The organism is Oerskovia rustica, from assembly GCF_014836555.1.
Lineage (GTDB): Bacteria > Actinomycetota > Actinomycetes > Actinomycetales > Cellulomonadaceae > Oerskovia > Oerskovia rustica.
The window spans coordinates 10,002-26,023 of the sequence record NZ_JACSQQ010000047.1 but is presented as its reverse complement, the minus strand read 5'-3'; the positions used below and the strand labels follow the sequence as shown (position 1 = coordinate 26,023).

Annotated in this window: 14 protein-coding genes; 7 read left to right on the top strand and 7 right to left on the bottom strand. The window is 72.5% G+C overall.

What is annotated here, in order from left to right:
* Positions 1 to 63: 63 nt before the first annotated feature.
* The 3 genes from H9652_RS18105 to H9652_RS18095 form a co-directional block, all read right to left on the bottom strand.
* Complete coding sequence (locus H9652_RS18105; RefSeq protein WP_191798006.1) at positions 64 to 2,643, bottom strand: ABC transporter permease; 2,580 nt, start codon at positions 2,641 to 2,643, stop codon at positions 64 to 66.
* Complete coding sequence (locus tag H9652_RS18100; protein WP_191798004.1) at positions 2,643 to 3,452, bottom strand: ABC transporter ATP-binding protein; 810 nt, start codon at positions 3,450 to 3,452, stop codon at positions 2,643 to 2,645. The genes H9652_RS18105 and H9652_RS18100 overlap by 1 nt, the downstream gene beginning before the upstream one ends.
* Before the next feature lie 255 nt (positions 3,453 to 3,707).
* On the bottom strand, positions 3,708 to 5,978 hold the full coding sequence (locus H9652_RS18095; RefSeq protein WP_191798002.1) for a transglycosylase domain-containing protein: 2,271 nt from the start codon (positions 5,976 to 5,978) through the stop codon (positions 3,708 to 3,710).
* 198 nt (positions 5,979 to 6,176) lie between these two features.
* Between H9652_RS18095 and H9652_RS18090 the strand changes: the two genes are divergently transcribed.
* Entirely contained in the window at positions 6,177 to 6,704 is a 528-nt protein-coding gene (locus tag H9652_RS18090) for an SRPBCC domain-containing protein (protein ID WP_191798000.1), read from the top strand.
* On the top strand, positions 6,701 to 7,015 hold the full coding sequence (locus tag H9652_RS18085) for an ArsR/SmtB family transcription factor (RefSeq protein WP_318244261.1): 315 nt from the start codon (positions 6,701 to 6,703) through the stop codon (positions 7,013 to 7,015). Before H9652_RS18090 ends, H9652_RS18085 begins: the two co-directional genes overlap by 4 nt.
* A gap of 184 nt (positions 7,016 to 7,199) precedes the next feature.
* Here H9652_RS18085 and H9652_RS18080 read toward each other — a convergent pair whose 3' ends face one another.
* Positions 7,200 to 7,898, bottom strand: coding sequence for a phosphatase PAP2 family protein (locus tag H9652_RS18080; RefSeq protein WP_191797996.1), 699 nt, complete (start codon positions 7,896 to 7,898; stop codon positions 7,200 to 7,202).
* A gap of 164 nt (positions 7,899 to 8,062) precedes the next feature.
* On the opposite strand from H9652_RS18080, the gene H9652_RS18075 reads away from it, so the two are divergent.
* A complete protein-coding gene (locus H9652_RS18075) occupies positions 8,063 to 8,854 on the top strand; it encodes a TIGR02569 family protein (protein ID WP_191797994.1) in 792 nt (263 codons plus the stop codon).
* Positions 8,855 to 8,876: 22 nt separating this feature from the next.
* Here H9652_RS18075 and H9652_RS18070 read toward each other — a convergent pair whose 3' ends face one another.
* Complete coding sequence (locus tag H9652_RS18070; RefSeq protein WP_191797992.1) at positions 8,877 to 9,128, bottom strand: hypothetical protein; 252 nt, start codon at positions 9,126 to 9,128, stop codon at positions 8,877 to 8,879.
* A gap of 107 nt (positions 9,129 to 9,235) precedes the next feature.
* Between H9652_RS18070 and H9652_RS18065 the strand changes: the two genes are divergently transcribed.
* Positions 9,236 to 9,766: an NUDIX hydrolase gene (locus tag H9652_RS18065; protein ID WP_191797989.1), complete on the top strand. Its 531-nt coding sequence runs from the start codon at positions 9,236 to 9,238 to the stop codon at positions 9,764 to 9,766.
* 22 nt (positions 9,767 to 9,788) lie between these two features.
* Here the strand turns inward: H9652_RS18065 and H9652_RS18060 are convergent, their stop codons facing one another.
* Both H9652_RS18060 and H9652_RS18055 read right to left on the bottom strand, forming a co-directional pair.
* A complete protein-coding gene (locus tag H9652_RS18060) occupies positions 9,789 to 10,766 on the bottom strand; it encodes a DNA polymerase III subunit beta family protein (RefSeq protein ID WP_191797987.1) in 978 nt (325 codons plus the stop codon).
* Positions 10,767 to 10,799: 33 nt separating this feature from the next.
* Positions 10,800 to 12,086: an MFS transporter gene (locus H9652_RS18055; protein ID WP_191797985.1), complete on the bottom strand. Its 1,287-nt coding sequence runs from the start codon at positions 12,084 to 12,086 to the stop codon at positions 10,800 to 10,802.
* Between the two features lie 169 nt (positions 12,087 to 12,255).
* On the opposite strand from H9652_RS18055, the gene H9652_RS20400 reads away from it, so the two are divergent.
* The 3 genes from H9652_RS20400 to grpE all read left to right on the top strand — a co-directional run bounded on the left by H9652_RS20400 (position 12,256) and on the right by grpE (position 16,006).
* On the top strand, positions 12,256 to 13,185 hold the full coding sequence (locus tag H9652_RS20400) for a cold-shock protein (protein WP_191797983.1): 930 nt from the start codon (positions 12,256 to 12,258) through the stop codon (positions 13,183 to 13,185).
* A 302-nt stretch (positions 13,186 to 13,487) separates the two neighbouring features.
* A complete protein-coding gene (gene dnaK / locus H9652_RS18045; protein WP_191797981.1) occupies positions 13,488 to 15,368 on the top strand; it encodes a molecular chaperone DnaK in 1,881 nt (626 codons plus the stop codon).
* A complete protein-coding gene (gene grpE, locus H9652_RS18040; RefSeq protein WP_191797979.1) occupies positions 15,365 to 16,006 on the top strand; it encodes a nucleotide exchange factor GrpE in 642 nt (213 codons plus the stop codon). Before dnaK ends, grpE begins: the two co-directional genes overlap by 4 nt.
* Positions 16,007 to 16,022: the final 16 nt, after the last annotated feature.

The following is a 16,022-nucleotide window of genomic DNA, read 5'->3' as shown; positions in this document are numbered from 1 at the left end:
CGCCCCTCGAGGGGCGACCGGCATCCGCCGTCCGCGGGCACCCGGCCCGCGGGCGCCCGGCCGTCAGTCGACCGTGACGGCGTCGAGCACGGGGAGCCTGGCTGCGCGCAGCGCGGGCCACCCGGCGGCCAGGACCCCGACGAGCACCGCGATGCCCACCATGGTGCCGAGCCCGGACCACGGGATCACCAGGTCGGTGAAGCCCGTGCTCGCGAACACGGTCGGCATCCCGGCCGCGAGGCCGACGCCCACCGCGAGACCCAGCACCGTCCCGAACACGGCCGTGAGGACCGACTCGATGACGATCGTCCCGGCGAGCTGGGACCGGCCCAGCCCGACGGCCCGCAGGAGCCCGATCTCGCGCGTCCGCTCGATCACGGACAGCGCGAGGGTGTTGACGATGCCGAGGATCGCGATGACGATCGACAGCCCCAGCAGCGCGTAGAGGATCGTGAGCATCTGGTTCACCTGGCTCGCGAGGGACGAGATGAACTCCTCGTTGTCCATGACGGACACGATCATGTACGGCTTCGCGGCCGCGGTCACCGCGGTGTCGAGCTCGTCCTGGGACACGCCGTCGGCGGCCTGGAGCAGCACCATGGTCGCCATCTCGGTCGGTGCCGCGGAAAGCTCGGCGAACACCGTGTCCGGCACGACGACCGGCACGCCCAGGGCGGGCGAGTCGAAGATCGAGCCGATCGTCACGTCGGTGCTGCCGAGCTGCGTGCGCAGCGTGAGCTCGTCGCCGAGCTCCCAGCCCTCGTCGGCCGCGGTCCCCTTGAGGACCGAGACCTGCCCGTCGGCGAGCGTGTCGAGGCTCCCCTCGACGGTCTCGGTGTGCCACGTCCGGCCGAACACCCCGGGGTCGACCCCGAGGACGAGCAGCGGGGCGGCGTCGGCGGCGTCGCCCGAGGACTCGCCGACGAAGTACCGGTCGGCCGTCATCGGGTCGACCGTGCCGACCTCGGGCAGGTCGGCGATGTCGCTCACCGCGCCGGAGGGGACCGTGCCGGTCGCGGACTGCACCACGAGGTCGGCGAGGGACTCCTCGGTCACGATGTTCTTCATCGACGCCTGCATGGACGCGGCCAGGACCGAGGCCGCACCGACGAGCGACATGCCGATCATGAGCGCGCCCGCGGTGCTCGCGGTACGGCGGGGGTTGCGGGTCACGTTGCCGCGCGCCAGCGTCCCGAGCGGCTTGGCCCACGCGACGAACGGTGCGGACATGACGCGCAGGACGCCGCGCGCGACGACGGGGGCGAGGATCAGGGTCCCGACGACCACGCCCACCGCCCCCAGACCCAGGAGGCCCCCGGTGCTCGCGGTGTCGTCGGCCGCGGCCTGCACGACCGCCAGGACGACGGCGCCCGCACCGGCCCCGGCGACGACCGCGCCGACGATCCCGCGGATCCTGAGCGACCCGGCCTGGGCCGGGGCGTCGTCCCGCATGGCCTCGACGGGGGCGACGAGCGCCGCGCGCCGCGCGGGCAGGGCCGCAGAGGCGACCGAGACCACGATGCCCAGCACGAGCGAGACCACGATCATCGACGCGGTGACGGGGATGTCACCCGTGAGGTCCATGCCCATGGTCTCGAACAGTGCCTTGAGGGCCGTGACGAGGCCGAGCCCGCCGAGGATGCCGAGCGCGCCGCCGAGCGTGCCGATGATCGCGGCCTGGACCAGGATCGAGGTGAACACCTGGAGCGGCGAGGCCCCGACCGCGCGGAGCAGCGCGAACTCGCGCTGACGCTGGCGGACCGTCATGGCGAACGTGTTCGCGATGATGAACCCGCCGACGAACAGCGAGATCCCGGCGAAGACCAGCAGGAACGTCTCGATGAAGCCCAGCATCGACGCGATGTCCTCGCGGGCCTCGTCGCGGGCGACCTCACCGGTGATGACCTCGACGGGCTCGGTCGGCGACGCGGCCTCCAGGGCGCTCGCGACGTCGTCACGCAGCTCCTGCTCGCTCACCCCGTCCTCGGCGAGGACCGTGATGGCGGAGACCGTGCCGTCGGGCGCGAACGCCTTCGCCGCGGTGGCCTCGTCGAAGAACACGATGCTCGCCCCGGCCATCGAGGCGCCCATGTCGACGATCCCCGTCAGGGCCGCCTCGGTGATCTGTCCGGCGACGACGATCGTCGTCGTGTCGCCGACCGCCAGGCCGCTGGCCTCGGCCGTGCCGGCCTCGAGCAGGAACTCCTCGGGGCCCGACGGCGCCGCGCCCTCCACGAGCGGGGTCGCGGGGTCCTCGGCCCGGTAGGCGAGGCCGAACGTCGGCGCGCCCGTGGTGGGCGGCGGGGTGCCGTCCGCCCCGACGAGCACGAGCGGACCGGTGTAGTCGGCGAAGGCGTGCGCGACGCCGTCGGCCTCCTGGATCGTGTCGGTGAGGTCTGCGGGGACGGGGTTGCGGACCGCGCCCGCGCTCGCGTTCGCCTGGGTCAGGGCCGAGGACTCCTCCTCGCCACGGACCAGGACGTCGGCCGACGAGCTGTCGACGATCCCGTCGAACGTCGCGGACAGCATCTCGCGCAGCGAGAACGTGCCCGCGACGAACGAGACGCCGAGCACGACCGCGAGGATGGACATCCCGAGACGCACGAGGTGCGCACGGACGTTGCGCAGGGCGACGCGCAGCATCAGGCGGCCGCCTTCTTGCGCGTGAGGGAGCCCAGGACCTCGAGGACGGAGTCCGGGGTCGGGTCGAGGATCTCGTCGACGATCCGCCCGTCGGCGAGGAACAGGACCCGGTGGGCGTAGCTCGCGGCGACGGGGTCGTGCGTGACCATGACGACCGACTGGCCCAGGTCGTCGACCGACTCGCGCAGGAACGTCAGGACCTCGCGCGAGGACGTCGAGTCCAGGTTCCCGGTGGGCTCGTCCGCGAACACGACCGACGGCCTGGAGACCAGGGCGCGCGCGCACGCGACGCGCTGCTGCTGCCCGCCGGACAGCTCGCTCGGGCGGTGCCTGAGACGGTCCGTCAGCCCGACGGCGTCGACCACCTTCGCGAGGTACGCCCGGTCCACGGGCTTGCGCGCGATGTCGAGCGGGAGAGTGATGTTCTCCTCGGCCGTGAGCGTCGGGACGAGGTTGAACGACTGGAAGACGAACCCGAGCCGGGTCCGGCGCAGCTTCGTGAGCTGGCGCTGGTTCATCGTGGAGACGCCGCGGGCGGCGACGACGACCGTGCCGGCCGTCGGGGTGTCGAGGCCCGCCATGCAGTGCATGAGCGTGGACTTGCCCGAGCCGGACGGACCCATGATCGCGGTGAATCGACCGCGGCCGAAGTCGACGTCGACGCCCGCGAGCGCGTGGACCGCCGTCGGGCCCTTCCCGTAGGTCTTGACCAGGCCGCGCGCGGTCGCGATCGCGTCGGGGGCGGAGGGCGGGGTGCCGCCGGCGGTGGCCGCCGGGACGGTGGCCGGGGCAGGGGACGGGGAGGGCATGGCGGGACTCTCTCTCGAAGGGTGCGCGTGCGGACGGCGACCCGGTCGAGGGGGAGTGTCGTGGTGGTGGGGACCGCCCACGCCTCGCCCCTTCGAGCCGCTGTGCCCATCCTGGCGGCGGCCCGGTCGGCGGAGCATCGGGGATCTCCCTGAAAGAACCCTGAACGTCACCCGAGGGCGTACGGCGTCCGACGTACGGCGTCCGAAGGCCGTTGGAGCGCCGGGACCGTGCGGAAGGCGCCCGGCGACGTGCGGCTACGGCGTCGGGGGGACGCTCGGGTCGACGGGCGGCGCGGGGTCGACGGGCGGTGCGGGGTCCGTCGGCGGAGCCGGGTCGGTCGGGGCGGCCGGGGCGTCGTCCTTGGGCTCCTTGGGCTCCTTGGGAGCCTTGGGGGCGGGCGGGACGCCCACCATGTTCGGGTCGGGGGCCGGGAAGCCCACGACCGGCGAGCCCTCCAGCGCGGTCTCCATGAAGGAGCGCCACGTCGGGGCTGCGAGCGTCGACCCGTACCAGCGCTGCTGGTACTTGCCGTTGATCGTCATGCGGCTCATCGAGACGTCGCTCTCCGCGTTGCCGATCCACACGGCCGTGACGATCTGGGGCGTGTACCCGATGAACCAGGTGTGGTTGTTGTTGTTCGCCGTGCCGGACTTGCCGGCGCTCGGTCGCGAGAGCTGGGACTTCTTGCCCGTGCCCTGCGTCATGACGTTCTGGAGGGCGAAGGTGACGGTGTTCGCGATGTTCGGGTCGAGGGCGTTCGGGTTGCAGTTCGCGGACGGGACGGGCAGCTCGCTCCCGTCGGCCCCGACGATGCGGGTGATCGCGATCGGGTCGCAGTAGGTCCCGCCGCTCGCGAACGTCGCGTACGCGGCGGCGAGCTGGAGCGGCGAGGAGTTCTGCGTGCCGATCGTCATGGTCGGCATGACGTGGATCGCGGACGCGTCGCCCGTGATCTCGGCCGTGCGGGACGGGCGGAGCCCGATGTTCCACGCCATGTCCCGCACCGCGCACAGGTCGAGCTGGGACTCCATCGTGGCGTAACCGGTGTTGACCGAGTTGAACGTGGCGCGCAGGACCGGGATCTCGCCCTGGTCGGTCGAGCCGTCCGAGTTGCCGGGCGACCAGGGGATGCGGTCGAGGCGGGCGCACGAGGCGTGGAAGTCACGGTTCGGCACGAACGTGCGCTTGTTCGCGTTGACCGTCTGGTTGAGGGTGTGCCCGGACCGCAGCCACTCCGCGAGGGTGAACACCTTCCACGTCGAGCCGGGCGAGAAGCCCTGGGACGAGCCGTGCTTCTGGTCGGCGTTGTAGTTGACGGCCGTGGTGCCCGGCGCGGGTTCGCGCGCGACGTCGTAGGGACGGTTCTGCGCCATCGAGAGGATCTTGCCGGTGTGGGGCTCGAGCGCGACGATCGCGTCCTCGATGCCGCTCGGGTCGCCGGGTGGGACGGCCGCGGTGATGGTCGCCTCGGCCGCGGCCTGCATCCGCGGGTCCAGCGTCGTCGTGATGTCGAGGCCGCCGCGATAGAGCAGCGCCTGGCGGTCCGCCTTGGTCTCCCCGAACGTCGGGTCGGAGGTGATGACCTTGGTGACGTAGTCGCAGAAGAAGGCGGCACCTCCGGCCGTCTGGCAGCCTCCGGCGACGGGCTGGACCACCAGGGTCGCGGGCAGCGGGGTCGCGACGGCCTCGTCGTGCTGCTGCTGGGTGATGTAACCCTGCTGGAGCATCTTGCTCAGCACGCGGTTGCGGCGCTTCTCGGAGTCGACCGGGTTGGTCACGGGGTCGTACTTGGTCGGGGCGTTGGTGACACCGGCGATCGTGGCGGCCTCGACGACGCTGAGCTCGGAGGCGTGCTTCGAGAAGTAGTGCAGCGAGGCGGTCTCGACGCCGTAGACCCGGATGCCGAACTGCGCGATGTTGAGGTAGCCCTGGAGGATCTCCTCCTTCGACATGACGGTCTCGAGCGAGATCGCGAGCTTGGCCTCGCGGGCCTTGCGTCCGAGGGTGTCGTCGCGGGCCGCGCGCATCGCGACCGGGTCGTCGTCGCGCACGGCCTGCTCGATCAGGACGTTCTTGACGTACTGCTGGGTCAGGCTGGACCCGCCCTGGGTGTCGCCGCCCGTGAAGTTGTTGACGGCCGCGCGGGTCACCCCCTCGGGGTCGATCCCGCCGTGCTCGTAGAAGCGGTGGTCCTCGATCGCGACGACCGCGTCCCTCATGGGTTGGGAGACCTGGTCCAGGGGGACGACGATGCGGTTCTCCTGGTAGAAGGTCGCGAGCAGCGTGGTGCCGTCGTTGGCGTAGACACGGGACTGCTCGGCGAGGGGGCCGGGGACGAGCTCGTCGGGCAGCTCGTCGAACATCTTGGTGACGTCCTCGGTCACGGTGTTCGCCCCCGCGGCGAGGGGCAGGAGGAGACCAGCCGCGAGGACGCCCCCCACAGCCGACACGAGCAGGAAGGCCATCAGGAGCGCGAGCGCCTTGACGGCGGAGGTCTGCTGACGGGGTCGTGTGGACTGGCCCATCTGCCGACTGTACGTCCCGAGTCCCGAGGCGGCTCGGCGAGCGGATTTCCGTTGCCGGGGCGTGACCTGGGCGGTGCGGGCGGGGTCCGCGCCGCCGCATCGTGTGCAGCTGAAGGGTTGCGCCCGGGGAGAACTTAGTGCAACTCTAGAGTTGCACATCCTGTTCGAGACCCGGCACGACCCGAGAGAGGAACGACCATGACGACCACCGACCAGCAGGCCTCGATCGACACCGAGGCGTTCCAGGTGACCCGCACCGTGATCGTGCACGCCCCGCCGTCCAGGGTGTGGGCCGCCCTCACGCGCGACGACCTGATCGCCCGGTGGTTCGGCCAGGAGGCTCACCTGCCGGACCTGCGAGTGGGCGGTGAGGGGACGTTCGGCTTCGACGGCTACGGACACTTCGCCGTCCGCATCGAGGAGTACGACGAGCCCACGGCCTTCGCCTTCACCTGGACCAACCAGGCCGGTGCCGAGCTGCGCCCCGACAGCTCGACCCTCGTCCGGTTCACGCTGACCCCCGAGGGTGAGAGCACCGTCCTCGCCGTCGTCGAGTCCGGGTTCGAGCGTCTCGGCGACCGCGCCGAGAGCGCGATGACCGACAACCGCTCGGGATGGACCGAGGAGCTCGACGAGCTCGTCGCGTTCGTCGAGGGGCCGGGATTCCCGGCGGGGGACGCCCCCGTCGAGAGCGTCGCGCGCTCCGCCGACGGCCCCGCGGCGTGAGCACGGAGACGCTGGCCCCCGTGTTCGCGGCGCTCGCCGACGACACGAGGTGGCAGATCCTGCAGGAGCTGGGACGTGCGGACCTGTCGGCGTCCGCGCTCGCGACCGTCCTGCCCGTGACTCGGCAGGCGATCGCCAAGCACCTGGCCGTGCTCGCCGAGGCCGGGCTGGTCGAGCCCGTGCGCGTCGGGCGCGAGGTCCGCTACCGCGCGATCGGGTCCCGCCTGGGCGAGACCGCCCGGGCGCTCGACGCGATCGGCGCCGAGTGGGACCGCCGCCTCGCCGCGATCAAGCGGATCGCGGAGGGATAGCGGTCTCGGTGCCGAACATGCGGTTGGCGTCGCGATCGGGCTGTTTCGCGACGCCGACCGCATGCTCGAGGAGCGCCGACCGCATGCTCGGCAGCGGTAGCGTGGGTGTGCCCCGTGCGCTCCTCGCCCGCCGAGGGTGACGGCCGGACCCGCCGAGGGCGACCGGCCTGCGCTGCCGCCGTCGTCAGACCCGCACCTGCGACGTGTCGCGGCGCAGGTAGCCCCACGCCAGGACCGCGCAGACGACGCCGTTGACGAGCCCGGCGAGGACGTCGGTCAGCGAGTGCATGCCGCGGTACAGCCGCGCGAAGCCGACCGCGAACGGGACGAGCACCGCGAGGACCGTGAGCACGACCCGGAGCACGGGGTTCTGCACGCGCTGCGCGAGGAGCGCGAGCGTCAGGTAGAACGCCGTGGACGCGCCGGTGTGCCCGCTCGGGAAGCTCGACGTGGGCGGGGCGTGGTCGAGCATGTCGACCTCGGGGCGTGTGCGGCCCACGACGAGCGAGGACGTGAGGAAGATCAGGGCCTGCAGCGACACCGCGAGCGCGGGGACCAGGGCGAACCACCACTGCCGGGTCCGCCACCAGATGAGCGCGACCGCGAGCACGCACGCCCCGATGATGAACTCGGTCATCCCGATCGCGGACAGCATCTCGGTGACCGTGTCGAGGAAGGGCGTGCGGGCCTCGACGAGGGCCTGGTTGACCCCGGCCTCGTCGGGCAGGTTCTCGAGCGGACCCTTGATGAGGAACCCGAGACCCACGATCGCGACCCAGAGTGCGGCGCCCGGCAGGAACGCCCGCAGCGCCAGGTCGCGGGCGACCTCGCGGCCCGTCGGGCGCGAGGTGTCGAGCTCGTAGCGGTGGACGAACGGGTGCACGGGACCTCCAGGCGTGTCGGCGCGCGCCGACCTGTGGGCCGGGCGAGTTCCCGGACATTACGTGCACACGGGACGACTCGCACGGCGAGGCGCTCGGGGCGCGCGGTGCGGCCGTCGCTGCGCGCTCCTGTTCCCGGCCGCGGCGCCCTGGGTAGGCTCGCCCGGTGCACCCACCCAGTCATGTCCTCGAGGCGTTCGGCGCCGTCGGACCGGCGACGAGGCTCGACGGCGGACGCGGCCGGGCCTGGCGCGTCGGGGACACGGTGCTCAAGCCGCTCGACGTGCTCCCGGCCGAGCTCGACTGGCTGCGGGACCATGCGTCGCCCGGCAGGAGCGACGTTCGGCTCGGCCTGCCGCTCGCGAGCCGGTCGGGCGACCTCGTCGTCGACGGCTGGACGGCGTTCCCGGCCCTCCCGGGCGAGCACGTCGCGGGCAGGTGGGCGCAGATCGCGGACGTGGCCCACCAGTTCGCAGCAGTGTTCGACGGCGTCGCTCGCCCTGGGTTCCTCGACGAGCGGACGCACGCCTGGGCACGGGCGGACCGGCTCGCCTGGGGCGAGGATGCGGCGGAGGTGCCCGACGACGTCCCGCACCTCCCTGCGCTGCTCGCGGCCCGGCGGGTGGTCGTCGAGCCGTCGACGATCGTCCACGGCGACCTCACGGGCAACGTCCTGTTCGACGACGACCTGCCGCCCGCGGTGATCGACCTGACGCTCTACTGGCGGCCGGTGCGGTACTCGGTGGCGATCGTCGCGGTCGACGCGGTCTGCTTCGAGGGGGCGCCCCCGTCCCTCCTCGAGACGATCGACCCGGGGCAGGGATTCGCGCAGCACCTCGTGCGCGCGCTGGTGTTCCGCATCGCGACGGACTGGTTCAACGAGCTCTCGCTCGACGTCGACGACGTCTACGCGGCGACCGTGGCGCGGGTGCTCGACCTGGCGGCGCGTGGGCGCTGAGGACGCCTCCCGGACGGAGGCGTCAGCAAGCGTCGGCGGCCGTCACCCGGGAGCCACGCAGGACCACCGCGACGGTGCCCCCAGCGATCGCGAGAACGGGACCGAGCACGAACGACGCGACCTCGGCGGGCATCAGTCGACCGACCGTCCGTCCTTCGTCCGCCGCGACGCCTTCGACGTAGCCCGTGTACGCGCCGGCCGCGAACAGCAGTGCTCCGGCGACGATCGCGAGCCAGCACAGGGCGAGAACGCCCCGTCGCAGACCTGGTGTCATGTCGTCTCCCCTTCTCGACCCCGCGGCTGCTGGAACCGTAGCGCAAGGGCGTGGCCCGCCGTCGGGCAGGCCTGGAGCACGGCGCGCGCGGCTGCGAGGATGCCTGGATGGCCGACGCGGAGACCTGGGACCTGCTCGACGAGCAGGGTGCCCCCACCGGGGAGGTTCACCGCCGGGGTGACCCCGGATGGCCCCCTGGCCGCTTCCACCTCATGGTGGCGACGTGCGTCGTCCGGTCCGACGGCCTGGTCCTGCTGACCCGCCGGGCCGCGACCAAGACCTTCCCGTTCCTGTGGGAGATCCCCGGCGGCAGCGTGCTCGCGGGCGAGACCGGTGCCCAGGCGGCCGTGCGCGAGGTGCGCGAGGAGACGGGGCTCGTCCTCGACGAGGGCGCGCTCGAGCGCGTCGGGAGGGGCGTCGAGTCCGCGTCGTTCCTCGACGTCCACGTCGCGACCGTGCCCGGTCGTCCACGGCTGGTCCTCGACCCGGCAGAGGTCGACGCCGCCGCCTGGGTCACGTGGGCAGACGTCGAGGCGCACCGCGCGGCAGGGCGGATGCCCGCTCCCTGGGTAGGGTGCTTCGCCCCGCTCTGGCCGGACCTCGCCCGGAAGGTGGCGGTGGCCGCGCGGAGGACGTGAGGCGGGACCGGTTTACGGACCCTCAGCGGTCCAGGCGGATCGGCATCAGCACGTGCACGTCGTGCGGCCGGTCCGCTGCGCGGACGCTGAGGGCCGACCGCTCGTCGAGGGCCAGAGCGACATGCTCGGCACGGGCCGCGCGGACACTGTCGAGCAGAAAGCTCCGCGAGAACCCGAGCGTGCCCGGTGGACCCGGCGGAGCGATCTCCACCCGGTCACCGTCCAGCCGGACGGCCACGACGTCGTCCGCGTCCGTGACCGTCCGGAGCAGCTCGTCGGACGTGACCGGCGTGCTCGGGGACGTGCCCGATCGCACGAGCCCCTCGTAGTCTGGATACGTCGCGTCGAGCGGAGCGCTCCGTGACCCCAGGACCTCCAGGACGTCCTTGCCCAGGGTGACCCGCCCGACGTCGGGCAGCGCGGCAGACGCGAGCGTCTCCAGGAAGGCGAGAGGGGCGACGACCCGGACCGGCGGGCCCGCGACCTGCCGCACGGGCACCGTCGCGACGGCGAGGCGGAAGCGGTCGCAGCCCACGACGCGGAGCGTGTCCCCGTCGAGGTGGAGCAGGACGCCCGCGAGCCCGGGCCAGACGGGGTCGGCGCCGACGGCGTGCCGTACGTCAGCGACCGCCGCGACGAGGTCCGCGGAGGCGACCGTGCAGCGGCCGGGCTGGGCCAGGAGACCACCTGCCGCGTCGAGGTGCGCACAGGCCGCGACCAGGTCCTCCTCGAGCCGACGGCGGTGCTGGGCCAGCACGGCCGTGGCCTCCTGGGGAGCCGCGAGGACCGTGACCAGGTCGGACACCGGGAGCCCGGCCTGGCGCAGGCTCGCGACGAGCCGAGCCGTGTGGACCTGGGCCGAGGTGTACCAGCGGTACCCGGTCCCGGGGTCGACGTACGCCGGCCGGAGCACGCCGGCCGCGTCGTAGAACCTGAGCGCCGTCACGGGCAGGCCGCCGGCGCGGGAGAGGGCGCCGATGCTGAGCAGGTCGTCGGGCATGCGGACACTGTGGGCCCTCGACCTGGGCGAGGGTCAAGCCGAGCGGCGTGCCCAGACCGCGAGCGCCGCGAGGCCCGCGGCCGTCGCGCCCAGCGCCCAGTGCGGCGACGTGCGCTCGGCCAGTGCGCCGAGGGCCGTGCTCGTGACCACGACGGGCACGAGCTGGGCGAGCCCGACCAGGGCCTGGACGCGGGCGAGGTGCGTCCGGGGCGCGCTGCCCAGGACGAGCGGCGCGATCCGCGCGACGAACGTCCCGTTCCCGCCCCCGAGGACCAGGGCACCGAGCACGGTGACCACGGCGGCCGCGGAGCCGCCGAGCAGCGCCCCGACCGCGACGACGAGCGCCCCGGTCGCGCTCACGACGAGCCCGACGGCGGCGGATGCCGACGGCGCCCGGCGTCCGAGGCGTGCAGGCCCTGGGTGGTCCACGGCGCCGGCCGGAGCGCCGGTGGACCCTGCGACGACCGTCCGGCGTCGGGCGGCGAGGAGTGCCGCACAGATCACCCCGACGCCGACCGCCCCGGCGACCGCGCCCGTGGTCCCCGGGCCCCAGCCGGAGGCCCGGCCGAGGAGCGGCACGAGGAGCGACGGCACGGGCAGGATCAGGGCCGCACCCGCCCCCGTGAGCACGAGCGCCCTGCGGAGTCCCGGAGTGCGGGTGACGACGCGGAAGCCGTCGATCAGGTCGAGCCGCGCGGGGACCGGTACGCCGGTCGGCGCTCGGTCGGGCACCGACCCGGACGGCTCCCGGACGGCGACGAGCACGCACAGGCAGACGCCGGTCGTCACCGTGGTGCCCCACGCGATGGTCGGCAACCCCGCGGTGCCCACGAGCAGGCCGCTCAGCGGAGCAGCGGCGAGGAGCACCACCTGGACCAGGCTCTGGCGCAGCGCGAGCGCGCGCGAGAGCTGGTCGTCCCGGACCAGGCGTCGTGGCATGGAGCCAGTGGAGGGCAGGCGGAACGCGGAGATCGTGCCGAGTGCGAGGGACGTGGTCAGGAGCAGCCAGGTCGGCGTCCCGAACCGCGCGAGCGCGAGCGCGAGGACCGCGGTCAGGGCGAGCAGCGCCGCCTCCCCGGTGATCAGCACGCGCCGCGCGCCGAAGCGGTCGGCGACCGCGCCGCCCACGACCAGCAGGACGAGGCGAGGCAACCCGCCGAGGGTGAGCACGAGGGCCGCCGTCGTCCCACCGAGCCCGGCAGCGGCCCAGCCGAGCGCGAACGCGAGCACGGCGTCGCCGAGCTGCGAGACGCTCACCCCGCAGAGCCAGGTGAGATAGGGGCGGGGGAGCGCCGGTGCGGGGGAGAGAGTCGTGGTCATGGCGGCACGCTCGTGCCTCGACCGGGTCGAGGGTCAAACGGGAACCGGCCCGGGTGTCACGTAGCTGCGCCCCGCTGTCGACCTCGTCGGAATCGGCGGCCCACCCGCCACGGCTCCGCCGGGGGGACAATGGGAGACAGCAATGTCTGCCGAAGTAAAGGAGTCCTCAGTGGCCCAGGGAACTGTCCGATGGTTCGACGCCGACCGAGGTTTCGGCTTCATCGACCTCGGGAACGAGGCGGAGGACCTGTTCGTGCACGCGTCCGAGATCCTCGACGACGACGGACCGCGGGTGCTCCGTGAGGGGCAGACCGTCGAGTTCGAGCTCGGTGAGGGGGACCGTGGACCGCAGGCCCGCCGCGTCCGTGTCACGGGCGACCGGGCCGTCGACGCGCCCCTGGGCGTGCTCGGCACCGTCAACTGGTACGAGCCGACCAAGGGGTATGGCTTCGTCACGCCCGACGGCGGCCGCGGGGAGATCTTCGTGCACAGCTCGGCCATCGTCGGCGGTGGTGTGATCTCGGAGGGCCAGCGGGTGGCGTTCCTCGTCGTCGACGGGGAGAAGGGGCCGCAGGCCGACCACCTGCTGCCGCTCGGGGCCGAGGCCGTGCAACCGGCATCGGACGGCGCGGACGGCACGGTCTCCTGGTACGACGACATCAAGGGCTTCGGGTTCATCGCTCCTGACTCGGGGGGCGACGACGTCTTCGTCCACGTCAAGGCGCTCGGCGGCGGCATGACCGAGCTCTCCGAGGGAGACCGCGTGACCTACGACGTCGTCGACGGCGACAAGGGGCCGAACGCCCGCAACGTGCAGCTCGCACGCGGCTCCGGGGGTGCGCGCGGGGCCATGGACCGTGGTCGGCCGGGTCGTCCCGCCGCGTCCGGCGGGCCCGTGCGCGGAGGCGAGGGCACCGTCGCGCGCTACGACGAGGAGCGCGGCTTCGGCTTCATCACCCCCGACGACGGGGGCCTGGACCTGTTCGTGCACGTGTCCGTCGTTCGGGGCACCGAGGTCCTGGAGGAGGGCGACCGGGTCCGGTACAAGGTGCGCCAGAGCGACCGGGGCCCGCAGGCCGACGCCGTCGAGCTGGTGTGATCGAGGAGACGGCGTGAGCGGGCGGCCGGCCAGTTCCAGGCGAACCGGCCGGCCACCCGACCGGGAATACCCCACCCCACTCCATAGTTGAGCCTAGTGGACTCAAGTTTCGGACCCCGCCGCTTGCGCGACGCCACGGACCGGCATAACTTGAGTGAAGACGACTCAACCGGCAGTCGGGTGGAGACACCCAGCAGGGGAAGGTCCGGACGTGCGCGCCACCACGCGCCGTCGGGCACGGGAACCTCCGCGGGCTGCCGCACGGACGACACCACACGCAGCAGAACAACGGAGGCACGAACATGGCACGAGCGGTCGGAATCGACCTGGGCACCACCAACTCGGTGGTCGCCGTCCTCGAAGGTGGAGAGCCCACCGTCATCGCGAACGCCGAGGGCGCTCGCACGACCCCGTCGGTCGTCGCGTTCTCGAAGACCGGCGAGGTCCTCGTCGGCGAGATCGCCAAGCGCCAGGCGGTCACGAACGTCGACCGCACCATCACGTCGGTCAAGCGCCACATGGGCACCGACTGGTCGGTCGAGATCGACGACAAGAAGTACAGCGCGCAGGAGATCTCCGCGCGCGTGCTCGGCAAGCTCAAGCGCGACGCCGAGGAGTACCTGGGCGAGCCCGTCACCGACGCGGTCATCACCGTCCCGGCGTACTTCAACGACGCCGAGCGCCAGGCGACCAAGGACGCCGGGCAGATCGCGGGCCTCAACGTCCTGCGCATCGTCAACGAGCCCACCGCCGCCGCTCTGGCCTACGGCCTGGAGAAGGGCAAGGAGGACGAGCTCATCCTCGTCTTCGACCTCGGTGGTGGAACGTTCGACGTGTCCCTCCTCGAGGTGGGCAAGGACGAGGACGACTTCTCGACCATCCAGGTCCGCGCGACCTCGGGCGACAACCGCCTCGGTGGCGACGACTGGGACAACCGCATCGTCGAGCACCTCATCCAGCAGGTGAAGAACAGCTCGGGCGTCGACCTGTCCAAGGACAAGATCGCGCTCCAGCGTCTGCGTGAGGCCGCCGAGCAGGCGAAGAAGGAGCTCTCGTCCGCGACGAGCACCAACATCTCCATGCAGTACCTCTCGATGAGCGAGAACGGCCCCATCCACCTGGACGAGAAGCTCACGCGCGCCCAGTTCCAGCAGATGACGCAGGACCTCATCGACCGGACCAAGGCGCCGTTCCACGCGGTCATCCGCGACGCCGGCATCTCCGTCAGCGACATCGACCACATCGTGCTCGTGGGTGGTTCCACCCGCATGCCCGCCGTGACCGAGGTCGTCAAGGAGCTCACGGGCGGCAAGGAGCCCAACAAGAGCGTCAACCCGGACGAGGTCGTCGCCGTCGGCGCCGCGCTGCAGGCCGGTGTCATCAAGGGCGAGCGCAAGGACGTCCTCCTGATCGACGTCACGCCGCTGTCCCTGGGCATCGAGACCAAGGGAGGCGTGATGACCAAGCTCATCGAGCGCAACACGGCCATCCCGACCAAGCGCAGCGAGGTGTTCTCGACCGCCGAGGACAACCAGCCGTCCGTGCTGATCCAGGTCTTCCAGGGTGAGCGCGAGTTCGCCCGCGACAACAAGCCGCTGGGCACGTTCGAGCTCACGGGCATCGCCCCGGCCCCGCGCGGCCTGCCGCAGATCGAGGTCACCTTCGACATCGACGCGAACGGCATCGTGCACGTCGGCGCGAAGGACCGCGGCACCGGCAAGGAGCAGAAGATGACCATCACCGGTGGCTCCGCGCTGCCGAAGGAGGACATCGATCGCATGGTCAAGGAGGCCGAGGAGCACGCGGCCGAGGACAAGAAGCGTCGTGAGGAGGCGGAGACCCGCAACCAGGCCGAGTCCTTCGTGTACTCGACCGAGAAGCTCGTCGCGGAGAACAAGGAGAAGCTCCCCGCCGACGTCGTCACCGAGGTCGAAGCCGACATCGCGTCGGTCAAGACGGCCCTCGAGGGCACGGACGCGGACGCCGTGAAGTCGGCCCACGAGAAGCTCCTGGCCTCGAGCCAGAAGATCGGCGAGGCGCTCTACGCGTCGGCCGAGCGTGAGCAGGCTGCGGGCGACCAGGGCGCCGCTGACGCGGACGCCGCTGCGGCCGCCGGTGCGACCTCGGCTCCCGACGAGGACATCGTCGACGCCGAGATCGTGGACGAGGACGACAAGAAGTGACGAGCGACGCGCAGGGCCCCGAGGAGCTCGGCTCCGAGGACCAGCCCTTCCACTTCACCGACAAGCGCAAGGTGACCCCGGAGGGGCAGCCCAAGGAGGCTGCCCCCGAGGGGGCCGGCTCCGTGCCCGGTTCGGCCGGGAACGACGCGGAGAGCGACCCGCTGGCCGGGCTCGACTTCGAGCCCACGGGCGAGGCCGGGGACGACGCAGCGCTTCTCGCTGCGCAGTCCGAGGCGGCTGCCCACCTCGACGCCCTCCAGCGCGAGCGGGCCAGCTTCACCAACTACCGCAACCGGTCGCTGCGTGACCAGGAGGCCGCGCGGGTCAAGGGCGTCGAGGACGTCCTGGCCGCGCTCCTGCCGGTCCTCGACGACATCGACCGGGCGCGCCAGCACGGCGAGCTCGACGGCCCGTTCGTCGCGATCTCCGACAAGCTCGACGCGAGCCTGGCGAAGTTCGGCATCGAGCGGTACGGCGTCGTGGGCGAGGAGTTCGACCCGACCGTCCACGAGGCGCTCATGCACCAGGTGGACCCCGAGGCCACGTCGGCCACGGTCAACATGGTCATCGAGCCGGGCTACCGGATCGGCGAGAAGGTCGTGCGCGCCGCGCGCGTCTCGGTCGTCGGACCGGAGTAGAAACGGAGGTGGGGGG